The sequence below is a fragment of the Vibrio sp. 10N.247.310.17 genome (assembly GCF_041466605.1).
Classification (GTDB): Bacteria; Pseudomonadota; Gammaproteobacteria; order Enterobacterales; family Vibrionaceae; genus Vibrio; species Vibrio tasmaniensis_A.
This window is the reverse complement of the sequence record NZ_JBFSTC010000031.1, coordinates 1-23,096: the sequence shown is the minus strand read 5'-3', so window position 1 is coordinate 23,096 and position 23,096 is coordinate 1. Positions and strand designations below refer to the sequence as shown.

Sequence of the window (23,096 nt, the reverse complement as noted above, 5' to 3'; positions counted from 1 at the left end):
TTTTAGTACCTACGGTTAGTATCCCCAAATGTCACAGCTATTTGGAAGACATATATTCGACTGAGGTGCCGAGCTACAAGCACAGAGCATACAGAGCATGACCAAGGCCAACAAGTACTTTAAATGCTTCATATTTTCCATTATCCAACAACATCCTTTAAGAACTTAACGAAAAGCTCTACACTCGTATTCAAGCTTTCAATATCCTTATAGTAAACAGAACTCTATAAATAAAAAGGACTTCTTATGAAAAAAGCCTTAATAGCAGCGGGTATCATCACAATGTTGGCTGGCTGTTCGGACAACGAGGTTGGCGACGTCTCTCTTGGATTCTTCACAATGAAGGATATCAAAATGTCTTCTTTAGATGATGATAAAATCGCAGGTGTGACTTGTCATATCGCTTCAATCGAAGCAAACCTTAGCCTTTCCGATCCAAGCGATAGCTCTATTTCTTGTCGTCAAACCGGTGAAATTACATCAGAAATGATTGCTAAAATAGACAAAAGCAAATCTGGTGAAGTGGTGTTCAAACAATCAAAAAGTATCTTCTTTAAAACAATGAAGGTTCGTCGTATCTACGATGCAGAGAATCAATCGCTGCTTTACTTGTCATACACCACCAAAGAAACAGAAGGCAGTTTCAAGCATAGCCTTTCAACCGTTCCCCTATGGGGTACTGAGGCTTACGTTGATCCAGCAACACTCCTCCCAGCGGAATAGGCTCACGTAAATGCCCTCAAGCGAAAAGTAAAACGAGTCACCTGTACAGACATCGTACAGGTGATTCTAAATGTAATAAAAATGAAAGAATCAGAAACAAAATGTGATATCATTCGGCAAAATTTTTTCACTGTATTTTTCATATGAAGTTTCCTGGACAGCGTAAATCTAAACACTACTTTCCAACTCACGCACGTGATCCGTTGGTCAACCAAATGCAACAAACGCCTAAGCTTCACCGCGCAACAATTGTCGGTGTTGGTCAAACGATTGTTGATATCGAAGCCCGTGTTGATAACGCGTTCCTTGAAAAATATGAGCTGAGTAAAGGTCACTCACTGGTATTGGAAGAGAGTAAAGCAGATGCGCTGTACGAAGAGTTAGTTGAGCGCGGTTTGATCACGCATCAATACCCTGGCGATACTATCGGCAACACACTGCACAACTATTCCGTACTTGCAGACAGTAAATCTGTATTGCTCGGCGTTATGTCTAAGAAGATTGAAGTTGGCTCATTTGGTTATCGTTACCTTTGCCGCACTTCTTCTCGTATGAATCTAAATCACCTTCAAACGGTTGATGGTCCTATTGGTCGTTGCTACACGCTTATTTCTGAAGATGGTGAACGTACGTTTGCAATCAACGAAGGCCACATGAACCAACTGCTTCCTGAAAGCGTTCCTGAAAAAGTGTTCGAGAAAGCATCAGCATTGGTTGTGTCGTCATACCTAATGCGCGGCAAACCTGAAGATCCGATGCCAAAAGCGGTACAAAAAGCGATTGAATACGCGAAAGCGCACAATGTGCCAGTTGTACTAACACTTGGTACTAAGTACGTGATCGAAGGTAATGCGGAATGGTGGCAAGAATATCTGAAAGAAAACGTAACCATCGTCGCGATGAACGAAGACGAAGGTGAAGCGTTAACGGGTGAAAAAGATCCGCTTCTAGCTGCTAACAAAGCACTTGAGTGGGTTGACCTCGTTCTCTGTACTGCAGGCCCTATCGGTTTATACATGGCTGGCTACACTGACGAGCCTGCGAAACGCGAAACCACTCTGCCATTATTACCGGGTAACATTCCTGAGTTCAATAAATTCGAGTTCAGCCGTGCTATGCGTAAGCAAGACTGTCAAGATCCGGTAAAAGTATACTCTCACATTGGCCCTTATCTTGGTGGCCCGCGCGAAATTAAAAACACCAATGGTGCTGGTGATGGTGCACTTTCTGCACTTTTACACGACATGGCAGCAAACAGCTACCACCACGTGAATGTACCAAACTCAGAAAAGCACGAGCACTCGTGTCTAACGTATTCTTCTCTGTCTCAAATTTGTAAGTACTCAAACCGTGTAAGCTATGAAGTGTTGACTCAGCACTCTCCTCGCCTTTCTCGTGCACTACCTGAACGCGAAGATAGCTTAGAAGAAACATACTGGGATCGTTAAGCGACTCTATTAGGTAGTTAACTCTTAGAGGTTAACGCCAAGTTGGATTACCCATTCCTTGAAGGGCTGCTATATGCAGCCCTTTTTGTATTCAACACCAATATAACGGCAGCTGAAGGTAATCAGATCGAATATTTTTCTCGTTTAAGATTTGATCTCGCGCAATGACTCTTTAGATCTGTTATCTTCCAGCACATAATTGATGTGGTTTGCCTTTACTTGGCAAATTTATACAGTACTATCGCCACGCAAACGTTTACGTACCACCTTTCGGTTCTGATATAAGGATCAAATATGCTGTCTGATATTGATATTTGTCGCTCTACTCCCCTTAAAAACATCAGTGAAGTTGCCAAGCAAGCTGGCCTGCACCACAACGAACATCAGCCATTAGGGCAATACAAATCTAAAGTGTCTCTCACATCACTTGAACGCCTCGCTAGCCAACAAGATGGTAAATTAGTCGTGGTTACGGCCATCACACCGACGCCTCTTGGTGAGGGCAAAACCGTCACCACTATCGGACTAGCACAAGGTCTAGCAAAGATTAACCAATCCGCTATGGCCTGCATTCGCCAACCTTCAATGGGCCCGGTATTTGGTGTAAAAGGTGGTGCAGCCGGCGGTGGCTATTCACAAGTTGCCCCAATGGAGCAATTGAACCTTCACCTGACTGGCGACATTCATGCCGTAACAGTCGCTCATAACCTCGCATCTGCCGCTATTGACGCTCGTTTGTATCATGAGCAACGTGAAGGGTTAGAAGCCTTTGAGGCTCGCTCAGGCTTAAAAGCTCTGGATATCGACCCACGCAGAATCGTGTGGCGACGTGTACTTGACCACAATGACCGCGCACTGCGTATGATCACGGTTGGCAAGAACGAAGCAGACAAAACAATTAATGGCTTTGAGCGCGAGGATGGCTTTGACATCTCAGCCGCTTCAGAGCTGATGGCTATTCTTGCTCTCACTGATGACCTCCAAGATTTAAGAAAGCGTATCGGACGAGTGGTACTCGCATACAACAACCAAGGCTTGCCATTAACTGCAGATGACTTCAACGTAGCAGGTGCTATGACAGTCACAATGAAAGACTCCATAGAGCCAACATTGATGCAAACCCTTGAAGGGGTTCCTACCCTAATCCACGCGGGGCCATTCGCTAACATCGCACACGGTAACTCTTCTATTATTGCCGATAAGGTTGCGTTAAAGCTAAGTGACTTTGTCGTGACGGAAGGTGGCTTCGGCTCAGATATGGGTTTTGAGAAAGCATGTAACATCAAAGTGAAAGCATCGAAAAAAAATCCAGATTGTGCTGTTATTGTCGCAACATTACGTGGTCTAAAAGCCAACTCAGGTTTATACGATTTGAGACCAGGAACTCCGCTACCAGATTCAATCTTTAATGATGACCAAGACGCGCTTATTGCAGGGTTTGAGAACCTTAAATGGCACATCAACAGCGTTAAGCAATACCAAGTGCCTACCGTTGTTGCGATCAATCGATTTCCACAAGATTCAGCTCAAGAGCTCGATGCTTTGAAACAGATGATCACCGACTTCGACCCAAGCGTTAGTGTTGAAGTAAGCGAAGCATTTGGTCAGGGTGGCGAAGGGGCGACTAAATTGGCTCACGCCGTAGTAAAAGCTTGCCAAAAACAGAGTGAATTTAAGCCGTTGTATCACTCAAAGCAAAGCCTAGAAGAAAAACTGATGGCCGTCGCTGAAGTTGGCTATGGCGCAGCAAGTATCTCGCTATCTCCACTGGCTAAAAAACAACTGGCCGAATTCAAACTGCATGGCTATAACGACCTATCGGTTTGTTTAGCAAAAACACCACTATCGATCTCGACAGAAGCACACGTAAAAGGTGCACCATCTCAGTTTGACGTACCCGTTAGGGAGCTAAAACTGTGTGCTGGTGCTGGCTTTATTTACGCGCTGTGCGGCAATGTAATGACCATGCCAGGCCTACCGGATAAACCGGCTTTTATGTCGTTGGACATTGATAGCAAAGGAAACATCGTTGGCTTAAGTTAATTACGACCAGACATAGGCTAAAAATCCGCTTTATCTAGAATAACCTGTCCGTACTATGCTCCCCATTATATTTGCGGACAGGTCTCGTTTCTGATACCTAATTGCTCAATTAACACCCCAAGTGCAATAAATTTCATTAAAAACGAAATAATATGCACATCTGATTATAAGTTTTGGGTCAAGATCACATTAATAGGCCTACAAAATATATAGTATTGCGCTGATTTTTCGAGGACAGTGATGAATACGAGTATAAAAAAACTGATCAGCCAATTTCTATGTACCTTGTTTGTCCTAGGATTAGTCCCTGCTCTCTATATAAACTCTGAATTTGAACGGGTTGAAGCCCAGTATGCGCTAAACATCAAACAGTCTAATCAAAACCAAATCGAATACAGCTTCCATCAACTCGCTATTATTGTTGAGCAAATATCAAACGCGGTTCCCTCTATTGCCGCCTCACAGACCCTACTTCGTTCCATTTCCGAGCCTTCAGTTACTAACAAACAAGCACTGCAGGATCTGTGGGTTGTATTGGCACACGGGCAACAATACTACTCTCAACTGCGTTTCCTAGATCTAGACGCTAATGAAGTATTCCGCGTCAACTATAAAGATGGCCACGCAAGTGTCACTCCAGACCACGAGTTACAAAACAAATCCTCTCGCGATTACTACAAAAAGCTACAAGAATTAGAGATTGGAGAAGTTAAAGCTACAGGCATTGATCTAGAAGTTGAAAATGGAGAGTTAGTTCGCCCCTTTTCGCCGACACTTCGCATTATGACGCCTGTCACTGTAGGGGAGCACATTATTGGCTATTTCATTGCTAACCTAAATATGCGCGAGATCTATGACCGCTTACATTACCAGATAGGTACATCAGCGACAGTTCCGGTCATCCTTAATAATACTGGTCATGTCATCATGGGTCCCGACCCTGAGGATTCATTTGGGCATGTGATTGAATCACGTTCAGACAAGACGTATGCAAAACTAGCCCCAGGCCTGTGGCAGAATATTCAAAGCGGCACCTCATCCAGCTATTTTGATGGTAAAAACTGGTATTTTCACTCTGACATCAGCCCTAAGATTAAGCAGTTTGAAGGACCAATTTATATGGTTCTTCATATTGAAGAACATCAATTTAACACTCAGTTTCAACAAGAAAATCACGCCATAGTCGTTCAGATAATCATACTCTCGATATTGATTTCAATGATATCTGCAGGTTTCGTACTGTGGAACAGAAATCATAAAAAGAACAGTATCGAAAGCCAACTCGCCAAAGCGGCAATGAACGGTATGTCTGCCCTATTAATCACAGACAAAAATAACCGAATCATAAAAGTAAACCAAGAGTTCACCCGTGTCAGTGGCTACGAGTTAGAAGATGTAAAAGGTAAACAGCCTTCATTGTTTAACGCTGGCCGATATAATGAAGAGTTCTACACTAAAATGTGGAGCGTCATTAAAGAGACAGGGATGTGGGAAGGCGAAGTGGTGAACCGACGAAAGGATGGCACCTTCATCACGGAAATTCTTCGAATACAAACCATCAAAGACTCAAAAGATGTGATTCAATTTTATGTTGCATCATTTGTTGATATCAGCAAACGCAAAGAGCTCGAGAATAAATTGAGAAACCTTAGCGAAAAAGATGCACTATCTGGCTGTTGGAATAGACGAAAGTTCGACCTGGAGCTTCGTGACGAGTGTTCTCGCGTTAGTCGTTACCCTACTCGCGAGCAATCTTGCTTAGCCATATTGGATATTGACCATTTCAAACGCATTAACGATAGATTTGGACATGATTATGGCGATAAAGCCATACAAACCGTAGCACAGGTACTGCAACGTGAATGCCGAGATACCGATTTCGTGGCTCGTATTGGGGGAGAAGAGTTTGGGGTTATCTTGCCTCACACGACACCACAAGAAGCCGACTATGTGCTTAATAGGCTGAGAATCGCGATCAGTATCGAGTTCGACAACGTCGTTACAATAAGTGGCGGAATAACCAACCTAACAGGTGAACCTGCACTCAATTATAAGTGCGCCGATTTAGCTCTTTACGAAGCAAAAGCAGTAGGTAGAAACAGTGTATGTTTGTTCCTTGATAGCGAAATGAGCGAAATTGCATAGTGGGAGCCTGCATCGCACCACCGCCCCGCTAACTTATTCATTTCACTCTAGAGTCGTTCACTCAACAATCAACTTGGTGCGGGGTAGAACTCCAGCGTATTCCCTTCGACTACCAGAATGCAATCCATATTCGCAGCATGGGCTGCCTGCTTACCAAGGTGAGTATCTTCAAACACAACACACTGCTTTGGCTGTAAACCCATACCAAAACAAGCAGCTAAGAAAGTATCAGGGTTTGGTTTATGATTCTTCACATCTGTCGCTGTCACTAAGATATCCAACTTACTCAAGATATCCGTTTTATCTAACAGTTGTTCTGCGCTCTTGCGTTGACTGCCCGTTCCAACCGCAATCTTCTTGTCACCGAGATGGTCTATCAAAAGAGAATACGTACAAGGGATAATATCTCCTTTGTCTTCAATAGCTGCAAACGAAGCCATTTTAAACGTAGAAACCGCTTGTGGGTCGAGCGATAAACCGTACTTACTATTTACCTCACCAGCGATCTTATAACTCGGCATTCCACCTAAGCTATGCAGCCAAGACGCTTCGAAATAAAAGCCGAACTCTTCCGCCGTTTGTTGCCATGCTTTCACATGTGCTGGCATTGTATCGATCAACGTACCGTCCATATCAAAGATTAATCCTTCATACGCCGTTAAATCAATTTTCATCACTACTACCACTCTTTAAGAAAGTTACTGATACCATACCCAATATTCAGTATCATGACCCCATATTACTGTTCAAAATGGATGTTTATGTTACAAATATCTAACTCTGTTTCAATTCAAGACTGGGAACTCCAGCTAACCGCGATCAGAGCTCAAGGAGCCGGAGGTCAAAACGTCAATAAAGTATCGAGTGCGATACATTTACGTTTTGACATAAAGCACTCAACCCTACCCGATTTCTATAAAGAAAAACTCCTGGCACATAAAGATGGTCGTATCACTAAAGATGGTGTGATTATCATTAAAGCTCAACAGTACAGAACTCAGGAGCAAAACCGAGACGATGCTTTGGTACGTTTGAAAGAGCTGATCTTAGAAGCAACAAAAGTTCAAAAAGTGAGACGAGCAACCAAGCCAACACGCGGCTCTCAAAAAAGACGTTTAGAAAGTAAAAAGCAAAGAAGCACCACCAAACAACTTCGCGGAAGAGTAGACTAATTGTTTCATGTCCGTAGTGAGCACCTCACCATGAAACAATCATTTTAGCTCTAACTAGCTGGACAAAAGACGATACCTGACATTGTTTATTCGAAGACTGGTTCTTTGAGGCTACATATTCGCAATACTATTGATTAGAAAGTGTCTATTAGAACAAAACGCTACTTCTGTTTTTTGACCGACAAAATCAGTTTAATCAACAGCATTCGCTCTTCACTGGTTAACAAACGACTAGCAGCAGCTACATCTTCCGCTGCTGCTTCAGACGCTCCTACAACGTCGAGTACGACATCCAAGTCCGTAACTTTCAAGGTTCTCGTGATCGAACGATACTAAGACATTTTGATATCAGCCTCTCCCCGCTCAATTCGTTGATAGGTTTTCAAGCTCATCCCTGCGCTAGCCGCTAATTTTTCTTGAGACCAATTGCCTAGCTTCCTACGCTCAATCAGCGCAATGACTATAGGTTCTTGTGACATAAGCACCTCCAGAATAGACAGTTATGACCTAATTTCAGCAAGAAGCAGACCATATTGACTTAGAACAGTTTACATAAGTGATTAAAGGCATATTATTCGGCCGATAAAAACGTTACGTTTCATGGACTTTCATACTTACAACGGCGTTAACTCACGGGCAGATAAGTTTGAATTATCAAGAGCTAGGAAATAAGAAAAATTGCAAATTGCGAATAATGATAGCGTGAAATTGGAAATTGCGAATCTCTATAAATTGGCATTTCCTTGCATACAACAGGCTTTAGAATCAGAAGATACCCGTAATGAAATTGTTGCGGTACAGCAGAGATTACTGACTTACAAAGAAGTGCTGTTACACGGAAATATGCTGGAAGATAAAGAATTAAAACAGGCCTTTTCTGCATTGAACCAAAGCGAGAAAGGTGTTGTACAAGGTGGTATTCAAAATATCAACGATGCCATAAAGCAAATGGATGAAATTGTCGAAAGGTATAGCAGGAAGGCGAAAATCAATAAGCAGGCATATCGACAAGTTTGAAGCGATAGTACACCGAAATAACCAAGTCGACGCTGATGCTTTTTAGCGTCGACTTAATCTAAGACTTCTTTCATTAATGCTTAAATGAACAACCTGTCGAGGTATAGCCCTCAATCATGCTGATGAACGTCTACTTAACTTTAAATAGATTGTCTTCTTAAAATAAGTAAACCAAGCGCGAATATCGACAAGAACCCCAAAGAACCGCCGCTACTAGAGCCTGAGTTGGTGCCTGAATTAGACCCGCCCGATAGGCTTATCTTCGGCATTGACGTTTCATTTAACAAAGCAGAAGATGAATCAACGGTTTCACCATCGCTCACTCGTACGAGAACACGAGAACTCGGTGTACTTCTAACTTCAAAAGTTGCGTTTTCAGTGCCTGAAACAACTCGATCTATCCATCCTGCATAATCATAAACTTCCGTAAAAACAGACGTGTATTTTTCAGTAAGGCTTCCACATGTAGCTGGCCCGTAACTCGTAATGCCTATTTGCTGATAGCTAACCCCATCCCACCAATAGACAGGACCGCCTGAATCACCATTACAGGTCGAGTTTTTGTATCCATTGAACTGCGCTCCATCAAAACAAAGCTGTTTGTCTGTTGAATTACAGCTATTTGTAGCATCGAAGGTTAAATTCGCTTGATTTACTACATTGGTAGCAGTTCTAGAAACAGTTTTGCCTTGGTCATCAGTTATATGACTCGTCAAGCCTCGGCCAACTGCCTTAAACGTATCTTGACCACGATTCAATGCATAGACATTGTCGAATGTAGAGTTAATTGAAGAAGAGTAGTCTCGTACATTTAAGGCTGTTTTGAGTTTCAAGATAGCAATATCGTTTGGTAATACTTTCCCGTTGATGGGATCAAGATTATTACTATAGTCACTTGGATAATATATCTTTTCGACTCGTGCTGATTGGTATCCACCGTTGTTATATTTTGTTTGATCTGCCATTCCTGGAACAACCCAAGTATTAAGCATCCACGCGTAACTTTCATACACACAATGGGCAGCGGTAAGCACGAATTGTGCATCTATAATGGTTCCACCACAGTAGTTAGAAAATTTTGAACCATCATGAAAGTACAGGCTAGTAAACGTTGGATAAGTATTAGTTAGTTCTGCATCTGTTGTGGGGCTACCATTGATAATATAAGGTGAAACACCGACATTAGGAGCACTTTCGACCGAGTTTTCCGTCGCCATAACACTTGATGTGTAAATCAATGGAGCTAACAGCCCTAAAACGGCTTTACGAACCGGACTCATTGTATGGTTAACATTCATAGATAACTCCTTGTAACCCCTACTACTTATTTACAAAAATGATGAATCGTCACCATAACACGTACCACTAATATTATAGTAAGCAATTTTAATGATATAGCCATATGTCTCGTTTTAAAAAACGAACTTTCAGGTATCTGGGCTTGTAGCGATATAGAAAGTTATACGCTCTTAAAATTAGATACGTTTATAAAAATAGATACGTTCATAAAAAGGGAGACAGGCTTAAACAAAAAAGCCTACCGTTGAACTTCTCTACACAGAGAAGCAAACAGTAGGCTTTGCTTAGCTTAGCTTAGCTCAATAGTTTCTCTTAAAATAGATTAGCCACGGTAGTAACGTTGAGGTACGAATGGCATTTTTTCTACTGTCATTGGTAGCTTCTTACCACGAACTTCAGCGAATACTTCAGTGCCAATTACTGCTAGATCAGTGCGTACATATGCCATAGAAACAGGTTTGCCTGCATTAGGCCCCGCTGTACCGCTTGTTACAACACCAATCTTGTTGTCTTCAGCATCGAACAGCTCAGCGCCTTCACGTACTGGCGCTTTAGTTTGACCAACAAGACCAACACGCTTACGTTGAACATCTTTGGTTGCGATTTGCTCAAGGATGATATCAGCGCCAGGGAAACCGCCTGCACGTTCACCGTCTGTACGACGCACTTTTTGAATGCCCCATAGAAGGCTGGCTTCTACTGGCGTTGTCGTTGTATCTAGATCGTGACCATATAGACATAGACCACACTCAAGACGAAGTGAGTCACGAGCACCAAGGCCAATCCACTCAACTTCCGCTTCTGATGTTAGCTTGCGTGCCAGTGCTTCAGCGTGATCGTTAGGAACAGAGATCTCGTAGCCATCTTCCCCCGTGTAACCACTGCGGCTCACGATGCATTCAACGCCATCGATATCGACTTTTTGAACGTCCATGAACAACATGTCTGCAACGCTAGGTTGGAAACGAGCAAGAACTTCAGACGCTTTAGGGCCTTGAAGGGCTAATAGAGCGCGGTCATCAATCACTTCCATTTCGACGTCAGCTGGAAGGTGCGCCGTTAGATGGTCGATATCTTGTGTCTTACAAGCTGCATTCACAACAACAAATAGGTGGTCGCCTAAATTAGCAACCATCAGGTCATCCATAATGCCGCCCTGCTCGTTAGTAAAGAACGCATAACGCTGTTTACCAGAAGGAAGGTCGATAATATCTACAGGAACCAACGATTCTAAGACAGCAGCTGCGTTTACACCATGTAGACGAAGTTGCCCCATGTGAGAAACATCAAAAAGACCAGCAGCATCACGAGTATGTAAATGCTCTTTCTTTACACCAAGTGGGTACTGGACTGGCATATCGTAGCCAGCGAAAGGAACCATCTTTGCACCCTCTTCAACGTGAAGTGCATGCAGTGGTGTTGTTAGTAGGTCTTGATTAGCGTGTTCTTGAGTCATTTTATTCTCCATGAAGCGTTGCAGGCTGTCCAAAATCGAGTCTGCCGCTTATATCTCTATTTAGAGTCGCCTCTAACGATACTGGTTAACGTTAGAAACAGTAGATAGTAAAAAGTGATGTCCTTTATATAGGCTTATATCGTTGGCTCTATAAATTATGAATAACTGTACAGAACCCATACAACTCACTTTCTAAGAATTCACTTCAGTAAACTTCAATCAACATGAGTAAACCATGTTCACTATAATAAACAAGCCTGCGTCAGTTTTACACCCTTAACAATAGTCAAACAGCTCAAAATGTGACATTTAACAATTTAAAAACAATTGTTCGGTACATGCAAAAACGCGATATTGATGATTTTCGCATCAATATCGCGTCTATTAGCTAACGTTCAAAACAAAAGCAAACGTTTGCATCCACTATAAGAAATTCAAAACTTGTTAGCTTATTTTGCTGTGACCTACAGTTATTTTGCAGTCACCCACAGAATGAGTGCATCTTCAGCACTAGTTGAAATCAGCATATGACCCATATTCGCATCGTAATACATGCTATCGCCTTCACTCATTGGCACGGGTTCGTAGAATTCTGAGTAGAACATCACATCACCCGATATGATCATTAAGAACTCTTCACCATCGTGGCGCACCCAATCGTTATACTCTTCAAAAGTACGAGCTCTCACTCGACTCTTAAACGGCATCATCTTCTTATTAGAGAGCTCTGTGGCAAGCAATTCGTGTTCATAAGTGGGTGTTGGGTGTGGTTTACCTTGGCCTACTTTGGTTAAATCACGACGTCCTGTAGCGACTTTTTTTCTTGGTGGTTCAAAGAGTTGCGGCATATTTATCTGCAACCCCATAGCCAATTTCTGCATCGCTTGAAAGGTCGGAGAGATCTGTTCATTCTCTATTTTACTGAGCGTAGAACGCGCCAAGCCTGTTCTTTGGCTTGCTTCTTCTAGCGTGATCCCAAGCTTACCGCGGATGTCTTTAATGCGCTGGCCAAGCCTAAGTGGTTCAATATTCTGGTCTAACGTTTCCTTCGCCAACGTTAGAGATGGGTACTCATCATAAATGTCTTCTGACATAGGTCCCTCACTAATTTTTTACTTCCTGTCTATTAATTTCATTGTTGCATAAAGCGCTTTGTTGATTAAAGAGCACACAGAGAAATAAAGCGTGCTCCCCGTAGCAAAACAAGAAAATCTGTTTCCTATTGGAAATTTTTGTTGAAAATTGATTTTAACGGAGCTATGTTATCGACTTGTTAGATGAAGGGATGCTACTTCGGCTTGCCGCAAATGATAGATTTAACATTTGTAAGAGCTGTTTTTTACCCGATTTTTTGGGAACCAATTCGTGCTGCATTGACCCTACAACGATCGCTTAGACGCTGTAAGAGTATATTTAATACGCAATCAACGTATGTCTGTACCTATATAGCGCAAACGATACCGATGCAGAAATCAACGTAAGACCTAATGGACTATAAAAACAATCACCATTAGCTTAATGAAAGGTCTCGACAATGAACGCTTACCAAAACCACAGCTTAGACAGTTTTTTCTCTACGAACCTATCAGGCACTGACGACGCCGTATTTGCTGGAATCCAAGCAGAGAACACTCGTCAAAACGAACAAATCGAACTTATTGCTTCTGAGAACATCGTTTCTAAAGCAGTAATGCAAGCTCAAGGCACTTGCCTAACCAACAAATACGCAGAAGGCTATCCAGGCCGTCGCTACTACGGTGGTTGTGAGCACGTAGATACCGTTGAAGCTATCGCAATTGAACGTGCTAAACAGCTGTTCAAATGTGAGTACGTAAACGTGCAGCCTCACTCTGGCGCTCAAGCAAACGGTGCAGTAAAACTTGCCCTACTTCAACCCGGCGACACAATCCTTGGTATGTCTTTAGATGCTGGTGGTCACCTCACACACGGTGCACGTCCTGCAATGTCTGGTAAGTGGTTCAACGCAGTTCAATATGGCGTAGACCGCGACACACTTGAAATCGATTACGAAGCAGTTCGCGCATTAGCTGTCGAAAGCCAACCTAAAATGATTATTGCAGGTGGTAGTGCTATCCCACGCGTTATTGATTTCGCTAAGTTCCGCGAAATTGCTGACGAAGTTGGCGCTATCCTAATGGTCGATATGGCACACATCGCGGGTCTTATCGCGACAGGTGCTCACCCTAGCCCACTACCACACGCACACGTTGTTACCACAACAACGCACAAAACACTTCGTGGCCCACGCGGCGGCATGATTCTTACGAACCACGAAGACATCAACAAAAAGATCAACTCTGCAGTGTTCCCTGGCCTTCAAGGCGGCCCACTAATGCACGTTATCGCGGCTAAAGCAGTGGCGTTTGGCGAAGCACTTGGCCCAGAATTTAATACTTATATTGATTCAGTGATCGACAACGCAAAAGTTCTCGCTGAAGTGTTGCAAACTCGCGGTTGTGACATTGTGACTGGCGGTACAGACACACATCTAATGCTGGTTGACCTTCGCCCTAAAGGCTTGAAAGGTAACGTAACTGAAGAAGCATTAGAGCGTGCAGGGATCACATGTAACAAAAATGGCATACCATTCGATACAGAGAAGCCTATGATTACTTCTGGTATCCGTTTAGGCACGCCAGCTGGAACCAGTCGTGGTTTTGGCACTGAAGAATTCAAACTTATCGGTGAATGGATCGGCGATGTACTTGATGGCTTAGTTGAAAGCCCTGAAGGCAATGCTGAAGTTGAGCAACGTGTTCGCAAGCAAGTTAAAGAGCTTTGCAAACGCTTCCCTCTTTACCGTTAAACCAATTTTAAGATTTAAATTAAAACCTCATAAATTTTTGGAGAATAAGCAATGGACAATACACTAAAGTTTGCAGACAGCCACGAGTGGGTTAAAGACAACGGAGACGGTACTGTAACTATTGGTATTTCTGAGCACGCTCAAGAGCTACTAGGTGACGTTGTGTTTGTTGACCTGCCAGACACTGAAGACGAAATTGAAGCTGGCGAAAGCTTCTCTCTGGTTGAATCAGTGAAAGCAGCTTCTGATATCTACGCACCAATCTCTGGCGAAATTGTAGAAATCAACGAAGAATTAGAAGATAGCCCAGAGCTAATCAACGAAGAACCTTATGAAGGCGGTTGGATTGTTAAAGTGAAGATGTCTGATGCGTCTGAACTAAACAACCTTAAAGATGCGGAAGAATACCTAAGCTCTGTAGAAGAAGACTAATAGGTAACCTCATTACGATAAAGCTGCTCTTTGGAGCAGCTTAATTTTAGGGGCTAGCTCACGGCTCCAGAGAGAAAGTAGAACATATCATGACTGAATTACTTCAAAGCCAATTACTGAAAGACTTGGGTACGCAAAACGAGTTTGTTGCTCGTCATAACGGCCCTAATAAAGCAGACCAGCAAAAAATGCTTGAAGCGATCAACGCGACTAGCCTAGACGCACTGATCGACGAAACGGTTCCTGCACAAATCCGTCTTGAAAAACCAATGACACTTGCTGCGCCACTGAGCGAGATGGACATGCTGACCTCTCTTAAAGAGATCGCTAACCTAAACCAAGTGAAACGTACTTTCATTGGCCAAGGCTACTACAACACATTCACTCCAAACGTTATTCTACGTAACGTTTTAGAGAACCCCGGCTGGTACACAGCTTACACACCATACCAACCAGAGATTTCTCAAGGTCGTCTTGAAGCTCTACTCAATTACCAACAAATGGTAATGGACCTAACCGGTATGGAAATCGCGAACGCATCCCTTCTTGATGAAGCGACAGCGGCTGGCGAAGCAATGACTCTGTGTAAGCGTGCTGGCAAAAGCAAGAGCAAAGTATTCTTCGTTGCTGACGATGTTCACCCTCAAACACTAGAAGTTGTTAAAACTCGTGCTGAGTACATCGGTTTTGAAGTAATGGTTGGTGCTCTTGAAACACTTCCAGAGCAAAACGTATTTGGTGCGCTTCTTCAATACCCAAGTACAACGGGTGAAGTTCGTGACCTAACAGACATCATTGCGAAAGCTCAAGCTAACAAGACTCTTGTAACCGTTGCAACTGACCTACTTGCTTCCGCTCTACTTAAGCCTGCGGGCGAAATGGGCGCAGACGTAGTCATCGGTTCAGCGCAACGTTTCGGCGTTCCTATGGGTTACGGTGGTCCACACGCTGCATTCATGGGTACTCGTGAAAAACATAAGCGTACAATGCCAGGTCGTGTAATCGGTGTATCTATCGATACTCACGGTAACCAAGCGCTACGTATGGCAATGCAAACTCGTGAGCAACACATCCGCCGCGAGAAAGCGACATCGAACATCTGTACAGCTCAAGCACTTTTAGCAAACATGGCGTCGTTCTACGCGGTTTACCACGGTGCAGAAGGCCTACGTACTATTGCTCGTCGTACACACCACATGACAGCTATCCTAGCGGCTGGCCTGACTAAATCGGGTTACGAACTAACGAACAACAGCTTCTTTGATACCATCACGCTGAACACAGAAGACAAGACAGATGCACTGTACGCGAAAGCGCAAGCAGCAGACATCAACCTTCGCCGACTTGTTGGTAAGATTGGTATCAGCCTAGATGAAACAACAACAATCGACGACGTGAACGCACTGTTCGCAATCTTCGACGTGAAAGAAGACGTTCAAGTACTATCTTCTGACATTGCATCAAACGAGTTTGCAGCAATTCCAGAAAACTGCCGTCGTGAATCAGAGTTCCTAACTCACCCAGTATTCAATACGCACCACAGCGAAACGCAAATGATGCGTTACCTAAAACAGCTTGAGAACAAAGACTTCTCACTAACGCACGGCATGATCCCACTGGGCAGCTGTACGATGAAGCTGAACGCTGCTGCTGAGATGATCCCAGTAACATGGCCTGAGTTTGGTTCTATTCACCCATTCGCACCTCTTGATCAAGCAGCAGGTTACACAGCGCTAGCGAAAGATCTTAAAGAGAAGCTTTGTGAAATTACCGGTTACGACGATTTCTCACTACAGCCTAACTCTGGTGCATCTGGCGAATACGCAGGTCTAATCGCGATTCAACGCTACCACGCAAGCCGCGGTGAAGCTCACCGTAACGTTTGTCTGATTCCAAGCTCTGCGCACGGTACTAACCCTGCAACAGCATCAATGGTGTCAATGAAGGTTGTGGTTGTTAAGTGTGATGAAGATGGCAACATCGACATGACAGACCTAGCAGCGAAAATCGAGAAGCACAAAGAAAACCTATCAAGCATCATGATCACTTACCCTTCTACGCACGGCGTATACGAAGAGCAAGTGAAAGAAGTGTGTGAACAAGTACACGCAGCGGGCGGTCAGGTTTACCTAGACGGCGCGAACATGAACGCTCAAGTAGGTCTAACTTCACCTGGCTTCATCGGTTCAGACGTATCTCACTTGAACCTACACAAAACATTCTGTATCCCACACGGTGGTGGCGGTCCGGGTATGGGTCCTATCGGCGTTAAATCGCACCTAGCACCTTTCCTACCCGGTCACATCGAAAACGGTGTACAAGGTTCTGACTACGCGGTATCAGCAGCAGATTTAGGCAGTGCTTCAATTCTACCTATCTCTTGGGCTTACATCGCAATGATGGGCGAACCTGGTCTAACAGACGCGACTAAAGTAGCGATTCTGAACGCGAACTACGTGATGGAAAAACTACGTCCTCACTACCCTGTTCTTTACCGTGGCACTAACGGCCGCGTAGCGCACGAATGTATTATCGATATTCGTCCACTTAAGGAAGATACAGGTATCAGCGAAGAAGATATTGCTAAGCGTTTAATGGACTTCGGTTTCCACGCGCCTACTATGTCTTTCCCTGTAGCTGGCACACTAATGGTAGAGCCAACTGAATCTGAAGATTTAGAAGAGCTAGACCGTTTCTGTGAAGCGATGATCGCAATCCGTCACGAAATGGCAGCAGTGAAAGCGGGTGAATGGCCACTAGACAACAACCCTCTAGTGAACGCACCGCACACACAAGTTGACCTTTCAGGCGCAGAATGGGATCGCCCTTACTCTCGCGAACTGGCTTGCTTCCCATCGAAAGCAACCAAGAACTCGAAGTACTGGCCTACTGTTAACCGTGTAGATAACGTATACGGCGACCGTAACCTAATCTGTTCTTGCCCAAGCATCGACAACTACGAAGACTAATTCGTAGCGGCGCTAAGCAGAACAACATAACAAAAGGCGAACCGAACGGTTCGCTTTTTTGTTTTTCGGATTCCAGATTATATGACTAATAAAGCATTGACCTTACCGTAAGGGAAAGGTTTAAGGTGATATGACATTCACGACAAATTAGGAATCAATGATGGGATGTTGCAATAAAGCGCCAAAAGGTGGTGCCCCTCTTGGCTTACTTCTAAAGGTCACGCTTGGGATTGGTCTTTTTGTGTTTCTGCTGGCGTTGTGGCAGTAGAAAACTTATAGGGCTTTAGCTTTAAAGCTAAAAAGTGATGGTCTATAAAACAGGAATAGCGCCTAAATAGCCATTGACGCCATAGTCGTTTGTTATGACTCAGTTTCGTCGATGTACTCAATCTGCTTATTCACAAAAATGGCTAAAACTATTGCAAAAACAATCGCGATCGAGATTCTAAGAAAAGTAGATGGGATAATAGATTGTGTTGAAATGACAAACGGACCAGCGAAGCCACCGGAAACAGCTCCTAGATAGGTTCGCCTACGACTCCATTTCATCAGCGAACCACATCCAATACAACGATACTTAGTCCAATGAGAACTAAAGAAAAACCAGCTACATGCCACATTTTTCCGACACTTGGGACATTGTCTAGACTTCATAATTGCCTCGTAAAATTTAACTAAGCCGATATAAAACAAGCCGATTAAAGAAACATCAAATCTTCTAGCTAGAGTTTCGAGCGAGTTCATGACTTATAAAACCTTACTAAGTGGCGGATAACGCACACTCACCCTAAAGGCACACACTTTAGACACAAAACCCAATAGGAACTTAAAATGCCACACCTTAGCCGTTCACCTTGATAAAATCTCAAGGCGAAGTGCCCTTCAAATCCGATCGTACAATTTACTTAATAAAGTGGCTTCGGGCTTGTTCAACACGCGGGATTTAGTGTTGGCTGCGCAACACCTTAATCCTTATTTGTTATGTCTCTGTCTTACCAAAACTCTGCTTGTTCAAGCTTAGAAAGCTGATTTTCAATAGAATTTACAAGTAACTCAGACTTTTCGACCAACAGCTTTACTGATTCAACTGATATGGCTATTCGATTACCCTCTTTGTCTAAACCAGCTCGATGTACACAGTGGTGGCGAAGGTTTACCGCTGAAAATAACCATGAAATATCACCAAAATCACAACCTAATACATCTTTGAACATCGGCTTAACCTTCTTCAGATCATGGAATATAAGATCCTTTAGATAAGTTGCCACTGTTAGTTTTAAACTCTCTTGTTTTTCGTATATCTCTTTCAGAGTAAACTTCATTTTTGAGAACGTTGGGTCAGTCTCTACCAATTTTCGTATCAACTCTTGAGAGTTAGTTACATTTTGAATGAACTTGGATGCTAAATACGACTCAAGCGAAGCTACAGTATGACCATGCAACATCACTAACAGGCTAAATTGAGTTTCATTATAGACTTGGACATTTAGAAGAGCTTTAACACTCTGTATTTGAGTATTAAACATTCCAATTTGAGATTGGCTATAAATATACCATTCCAATTCATCGTGCCTATACCACTCTTCTTCATATCGAGATCGATCCTCACAATATACCTCGAAAGCTAATACCGCTTCCTCCCATTCGTCTGATCCTTCTTCACCAGCGTCATCACCATAGTTTTCTTCGATCCAGTCATACATCGGCTGCAGCTCTTCCTGCCGCATCATTTCTTCTTTCTCTCTACCCATAGAGGTTTTCCTATCAAAGTCACAATACCCGTTGAGACATAACGAATGACATGGATTCCCCCTTCCGAGGATCTGCCACACTTATGTGGTACTTAAATGCATCGGAGGCAGCATGTCTGATTATTCTTATTTCTGCGGTATCGACCTAGCTAAAAACCACTTTAGTCTTCATGCCGTAGACCAAAATGGTAAGGTCTTACTTCATAAGTCAGTAACCCGCTCTAAATTACTGACTACAATAGCAGATATACCACTCGTGCATATAGGCATTGAAGCGTGTGGTGGTGCACATTATTGGGCAAGAACACTCAATAAATTGGGGCACGATGCCCGCATTATGAATGCTAGCTTTTCGTGCGTTGGGGTGAGCCGCCCCACCTAGCCGAAAGGCATTTGATAATAAGGAGAATGGCATTGACGAAAACAGAGGAGATGTGACGACGAAAGAAACGAAAAACAGCTAACTGGTTGATAAGATTGCTATCGCAACCTTATCTTGACCTCGCTCGCCTTGAGAAAAGCCTAAAAGCGATGTGCTCTTCAAATGCAATCGTACAATTTACTTAATAAAGTGGCTTCGGGCTTGTTCAACACTAGGGATTTAGTGTTGGCTACGCAACACCTTAATCCTTGTTTGTTATATTTTACTACGTCGTAGCAAAATTGATCGTGTGCACCTTAGTTAGATTCACGTTTTGTTTTGCTTGCCATAGATCGTAATTATCTTGCATTGTTAGCCAACTTTCAGGCGTACGACCTAGTGATTTTGAAAGACGTAATGCCATTTCAGGTGAAATTGAACTCTTACCCTTTATCACTCGATTTAGAGTTGAAGCAGCAACATCAAGTTGTTTAGCCACAAAACGACAACTATAGCCAAATGGTTCCATATAAACGTCATGGATAAACTCACCTGGATGTGGGGGGTTGTACATAGCCATTAATGGTAATCCTCGTAATTTAAAATGTAAGCATTACCATCGATAAATTCGAAAGTAACACGCCAGTTACCATTTACTGTAATTGACCAAATTCCATCTCTATCCCCTTTCAGAGGATGAAGTTTGAAGCCCGGCAAATCAACATCATCAATAATAGTTGCAGTATCTATCGCGGCTAATTGCATTCTCAACTTGCGATCATGTTTCGCTTGGATGCCCGCTTTACTGCCAGTCTCAAAAAACTTTTTAAGACCTTTGTGCTTAAATGATTTAATCATACGAAAAGTGTAGCGCGTTGCGCATTGTGACGCAACTTTCAATAAGACATATAACGAATGACATAGACTCCTCCTACCGAGGATCTACCACACTTATGTGGTACCTAAATGGTGTGTTGCCTGATGAAGACATCATCCATATCACCGACGATACCGTCACCTTCCGCTATAAAGAGAGCCAAACCAAAGCATGGCGAACACGCACCTTTCCGACTCTCAAGTTCTTGCTGCTTATTTTGCAACACGTGCTGCCCAAAGGGTTACAGCGAGTAAGAGACTACGGATTTTTACGTGGTCAAGCACACGCCTTAAGAGTTCGACTTCAACTGCTGTTATTGAGCTTGGTCTATAGGATGCCGCCACTCACCGCCCCGATAAGGAGCAAAGCGATAAGAATATGCCCTTGCTGTGCACATGAGATGGCGTGCGTTGGAGTAAGCCGACCCATGTAGCCGAAAGGCATTGATAATAAGGAGAATGGCATCAACGAAAACAGAGGAGATGTGACGACGAAAGAAACGAAAAATGGCTAACTGGCTGATAAGATTGCTATCGCAACCTTATCTTAGCCTCGCTCGCCTTGAGAAAAGCCTCAAAGCGATGTGCCCTTCAGATACAATCGTACAATTTACTTAATAAAGTGGCTTCGGGCTTGTTCAACACTCGGGATTTAGTGTTGGCTACGCAACACCTTAATCCTTATTTGTTAGAAAGCGGTCGACAATAAATAACGCCTCAACCAATCTTCATCTAATTCTAGACGCACGTTTCTCCAAATCCCCCAATCTTTCCGGATAACGAGATAGACGAAAAATTCTCAGACTTGGTTTGTGCGACTCTCCGACGATCACCCCATTGCGATTCCATCTTAAAAACAAGTTGCGGGGGTAAATGAAATTGAAGCTCAAACCACCTTGGATCATTACGGTCAACTATTCCAGAAGGACTAAACGTCCAACCATCCACATCACCGTGCAATTCACATCTTATTGTGTCCTGACTAAATTGTTCTGATGTTAACTCGTTGTCAGTAAGTAAATGCATCGGCCATCGACCTTGAAGCATGCCAAAATACGATCCACGAATTTGCTGCAATCCGTTAATAGCGGCTCTAACATGCTCTCGTCCATCAATACTGATAGTCTGCGCACTATCAACTTGCAACGTACCGTTGATTAAGCCGTGAAAATCTTCTCTAAGTCTTCTTAAATTGACTTGCTGACCAGCTGCAAAATGACTTAGCTCGCACGAGTTTATTGCCTCGATCAAAGGCTGAATTATCGCGATCGACTTATATTCAATTAAGAATATTTGATGTGCAAGAGCATATTCCATTGCAGGCTTTGTATATGAGGAAGAACTGAATATCGCTGACTGATAATTAAACCTTATTGAGCTAGTATCAGAAGGTTCTAGATGTTTCGTGAAGTAATTTTCTTCAATATCTTTTTGCACGCCTAAAGCATTCCTTACAATACCAATTCCCACAGGGTCACTAGGGTAACACTTAGCCTCAACGAGCAAACGCAACGGATATATGAATGCTGGTGTATGATATTGCTCTACCAAACCATCGATTTGGTGCCAAGCACCACGTCCTTGGACTTCCATTCCCGCCCTATTCAATCTTAAATCACTAGGATCAATTGAATCATGTCTTTCTCTGATAATCTTGTAACCAACTTTTCCCAACAAATGCAAAACTGACTCTTCAAGTAATGCACCTCGGACTTGACCTATACTTGCCAAAATAGCCTCCTAAGCTTTCTAACGCCCAATAAGGTACCACCCTACCTAAAGCATTTTACCGTAACCACTAAAATTGAAGTAAAAGCAAGAAAGCCAAGCGTTGAGAATCCCTCTTAGATTGCTTTTCATACAAATACTTACCACTTAAATCTACGTATAAACTCTATAAACGCACCCGTTGCCAATGTTGCTGAGAGATTTTTCGTAACCAAGTAAACAACAACATCAACGATAATATTCATAGTTACCCAAATGCTATTATAAGCTAGCTTGAGCTCTGTAAGTTGATGAATGTTATCATGATTTAAGCCATAGCAATTTTCAATATCTGCTACATCGTCTCTAGATGTAAGTAACTGGTAGTGAGCGACGTATTTATATTCCAATAGTTCAAGAATGGATGAACAAAGCCACTTATTAATCATAGTTGAAGGGATGTAGTAAACGAGGGGTTTAGACCACCCATTTAGAGAGTCACCAAATTGAACCTGACCTGTTTTTTCGTATTGATCATCTTCATTATAAGCAGCAGTAGTGGAAATCATTTCAAGCAACTGCTCACCAAGGTATATTTCTAAGAGTAAGAATTTTATCCACTTCCCCAACGAAATCTCATTATTTCTTCTCAAAAAGACTAAAGAAAAGATGCTATCTCTCACATGGCCACCTCTATCTGTATCACGCCCTATTAAGGGGTGAGCAACGCAATACTGAAGCTGCAGCAACCACCTTAATCACTTAAGCCAACGCACAGTAAAAATGCCACGCGTTGAGAATCAATTTTGAACAGTTTGTTGAACGAAGCCGCTGCGCGGCAGAGTAAAGCGAGTGCAAGCCATACTCTTG

Annotated in this window: 19 protein-coding genes and 2 pseudogenes; 11 read left to right on the top strand and 10 right to left on the bottom strand. The window is 43.1% G+C overall.

The window, feature by feature from the left end; all coding sequences use genetic code 11:
- The first annotated feature begins 246 nt into the window (after positions 1 to 246).
- From AB6D80_RS10980 to AB6D80_RS10965, 4 genes are all read left to right on the top strand, one after another.
- Complete coding sequence (locus AB6D80_RS10980) at positions 247 to 723, top strand: CreA family protein (protein ID WP_017097956.1); 477 nt, start codon at positions 247 to 249, stop codon at positions 721 to 723.
- Between the two features lie 143 nt (positions 724 to 866).
- Positions 867 to 2,171 carry an inosine/guanosine kinase gene (locus AB6D80_RS10975; RefSeq protein ID WP_017097957.1) on the top strand — a complete coding sequence of 435 codons (1,305 nt, stop codon included), beginning with the start codon at positions 867 to 869 and terminating at the stop codon, positions 2,169 to 2,171.
- Positions 2,172 to 2,465: 294 nt separating this feature from the next.
- Positions 2,466 to 4,214: a formate--tetrahydrofolate ligase gene (locus tag AB6D80_RS10970; RefSeq protein ID WP_017100522.1), complete on the top strand. Its 1,749-nt coding sequence runs from the start codon at positions 2,466 to 2,468 to the stop codon at positions 4,212 to 4,214.
- 240 nt (positions 4,215 to 4,454) lie between these two features.
- Positions 4,455 to 6,359 (top strand): diguanylate cyclase, encoded by a 1,905-nt coding sequence (locus tag AB6D80_RS10965; protein ID WP_065678984.1) that lies wholly within the window; start codon positions 4,455 to 4,457, stop codon positions 6,357 to 6,359.
- 68 nt (positions 6,360 to 6,427) lie between these two features.
- On the opposite strand, the gene AB6D80_RS10960 is transcribed toward AB6D80_RS10965, so the two are convergent.
- Complete coding sequence (locus AB6D80_RS10960) at positions 6,428 to 7,033, bottom strand: beta-phosphoglucomutase family hydrolase (RefSeq protein ID WP_009845180.1); 606 nt, start codon at positions 7,031 to 7,033, stop codon at positions 6,428 to 6,430.
- 87 nt (positions 7,034 to 7,120) lie between these two features.
- Between AB6D80_RS10960 and arfB the strand changes: the two genes are divergently transcribed.
- On the top strand, positions 7,121 to 7,531 hold the full coding sequence (arfB, locus tag AB6D80_RS10955; RefSeq protein WP_012600691.1) for an alternative ribosome rescue aminoacyl-tRNA hydrolase ArfB: 411 nt from the start codon (positions 7,121 to 7,123) through the stop codon (positions 7,529 to 7,531).
- A gap of 161 nt (positions 7,532 to 7,692) precedes the next feature.
- On the opposite strand, the pseudogene AB6D80_RS10950 reads toward arfB, so the two are convergent.
- Positions 7,693 to 8,010 (bottom strand): annotated as a pseudogene (locus AB6D80_RS10950) (helix-turn-helix domain-containing protein).
- A gap of 199 nt (positions 8,011 to 8,209) precedes the next feature.
- Between AB6D80_RS10950 and AB6D80_RS10945 the strand changes: the two are divergent.
- Complete coding sequence (locus AB6D80_RS10945; RefSeq protein ID WP_009845170.1) at positions 8,210 to 8,548, top strand: hypothetical protein; 339 nt, start codon at positions 8,210 to 8,212, stop codon at positions 8,546 to 8,548.
- Between the two features lie 140 nt (positions 8,549 to 8,688).
- On the opposite strand, the gene AB6D80_RS10940 is transcribed toward AB6D80_RS10945, so the two are convergent.
- The 3 genes from AB6D80_RS10940 to AB6D80_RS10930 form a co-directional block, all read right to left on the bottom strand.
- A complete protein-coding gene (locus AB6D80_RS10940) occupies positions 8,689 to 9,846 on the bottom strand; it encodes a trypsin-like serine protease (RefSeq protein ID WP_017097961.1) in 1,158 nt (385 codons plus the stop codon).
- Between the two features lie 323 nt (positions 9,847 to 10,169).
- Positions 10,170 to 11,303 (bottom strand): glycine cleavage system aminomethyltransferase GcvT, encoded by a 1,134-nt coding sequence (gene gcvT, locus AB6D80_RS10935; RefSeq protein WP_029223950.1) that lies wholly within the window; start codon positions 11,301 to 11,303, stop codon positions 10,170 to 10,172.
- 470 nt (positions 11,304 to 11,773) lie between these two features.
- Positions 11,774 to 12,397 carry a helix-turn-helix domain-containing protein gene (locus AB6D80_RS10930; RefSeq protein WP_017097963.1) on the bottom strand — a complete coding sequence of 208 codons (624 nt, stop codon included), beginning with the start codon at positions 12,395 to 12,397 and terminating at the stop codon, positions 11,774 to 11,776.
- A 440-nt stretch (positions 12,398 to 12,837) separates the two neighbouring features.
- On the opposite strand from AB6D80_RS10930, the gene AB6D80_RS10925 reads away from it, so the two are divergent.
- The 3 genes from AB6D80_RS10925 (at position 12,838) to gcvP (ending at position 17,531) form a co-directional block, all read left to right on the top strand.
- Entirely contained in the window at positions 12,838 to 14,130 is a 1,293-nt protein-coding gene (locus AB6D80_RS10925) for a serine hydroxymethyltransferase (protein WP_017097964.1), read from the top strand.
- Between the two features lie 51 nt (positions 14,131 to 14,181).
- On the top strand, positions 14,182 to 14,562 hold the full coding sequence (gcvH, locus tag AB6D80_RS10920; protein WP_009845137.1) for a glycine cleavage system protein GcvH: 381 nt from the start codon (positions 14,182 to 14,184) through the stop codon (positions 14,560 to 14,562).
- Positions 14,563 to 14,651: 89 nt separating this feature from the next.
- Entirely contained in the window at positions 14,652 to 17,531 is a 2,880-nt protein-coding gene (gcvP, locus tag AB6D80_RS10915; RefSeq protein ID WP_102250381.1) for an aminomethyl-transferring glycine dehydrogenase, read from the top strand.
- Between the two features lie 992 nt (positions 17,532 to 18,523).
- On the opposite strand, the gene AB6D80_RS10910 is transcribed toward gcvP, so the two are convergent.
- The gene (locus AB6D80_RS10910) at positions 18,524 to 19,282 is read right to left on the bottom strand and encodes a hypothetical protein (protein WP_102250379.1); all 759 of its coding nucleotides are present in this window, start codon (positions 19,280 to 19,282) and stop codon (positions 18,524 to 18,526) included.
- A 112-nt stretch (positions 19,283 to 19,394) separates the two neighbouring features.
- Here AB6D80_RS10910 and AB6D80_RS10905 point away from each other — a divergent pair.
- A pseudogene (locus AB6D80_RS10905) lies at positions 19,395 to 19,634 on the top strand (IS110 family transposase); the annotation flags it as partial.
- 295 nt (positions 19,635 to 19,929) lie between these two features.
- Here AB6D80_RS10905 and AB6D80_RS10900 read toward each other — a convergent pair.
- Together AB6D80_RS10900 and AB6D80_RS10895 are read right to left on the bottom strand one after the other, a co-directional pair.
- Positions 19,930 to 20,223: a HigA family addiction module antitoxin gene (locus tag AB6D80_RS10900; protein WP_102250378.1), complete on the bottom strand. Its 294-nt coding sequence runs from the start codon at positions 20,221 to 20,223 to the stop codon at positions 19,930 to 19,932.
- Entirely contained in the window at positions 20,223 to 20,501 is a 279-nt protein-coding gene (locus tag AB6D80_RS10895) for a type II toxin-antitoxin system RelE/ParE family toxin (protein WP_102250391.1), read from the bottom strand. Before AB6D80_RS10895 ends, AB6D80_RS10900 begins: the two co-directional genes overlap by 1 nt.
- 95 nt (positions 20,502 to 20,596) lie before the next feature.
- Here AB6D80_RS10895 and AB6D80_RS10890 point away from each other — a divergent pair, with 95 nt between their 5' ends.
- Positions 20,597 to 20,953 carry a transposase gene (locus AB6D80_RS10890; RefSeq protein ID WP_241909288.1) on the top strand — a complete coding sequence of 119 codons (357 nt, stop codon included), beginning with the start codon at positions 20,597 to 20,599 and terminating at the stop codon, positions 20,951 to 20,953.
- Positions 20,954 to 21,257: 304 nt separating this feature from the next.
- On the opposite strand, the gene AB6D80_RS10885 is transcribed toward AB6D80_RS10890, so the two are convergent.
- Together AB6D80_RS10885 and AB6D80_RS10880 are read right to left on the bottom strand one after the other, a co-directional pair.
- On the bottom strand, positions 21,258 to 22,250 hold the full coding sequence (locus AB6D80_RS10885) for a hypothetical protein (RefSeq protein WP_372188505.1): 993 nt from the start codon (positions 22,248 to 22,250) through the stop codon (positions 21,258 to 21,260).
- 137 nt (positions 22,251 to 22,387) lie between these two features.
- Entirely contained in the window at positions 22,388 to 22,909 is a 522-nt protein-coding gene (locus AB6D80_RS10880; RefSeq protein WP_133151493.1) for a hypothetical protein, read from the bottom strand.
- Between the last annotated feature and the right edge of the window lie 187 nt (positions 22,910 to 23,096).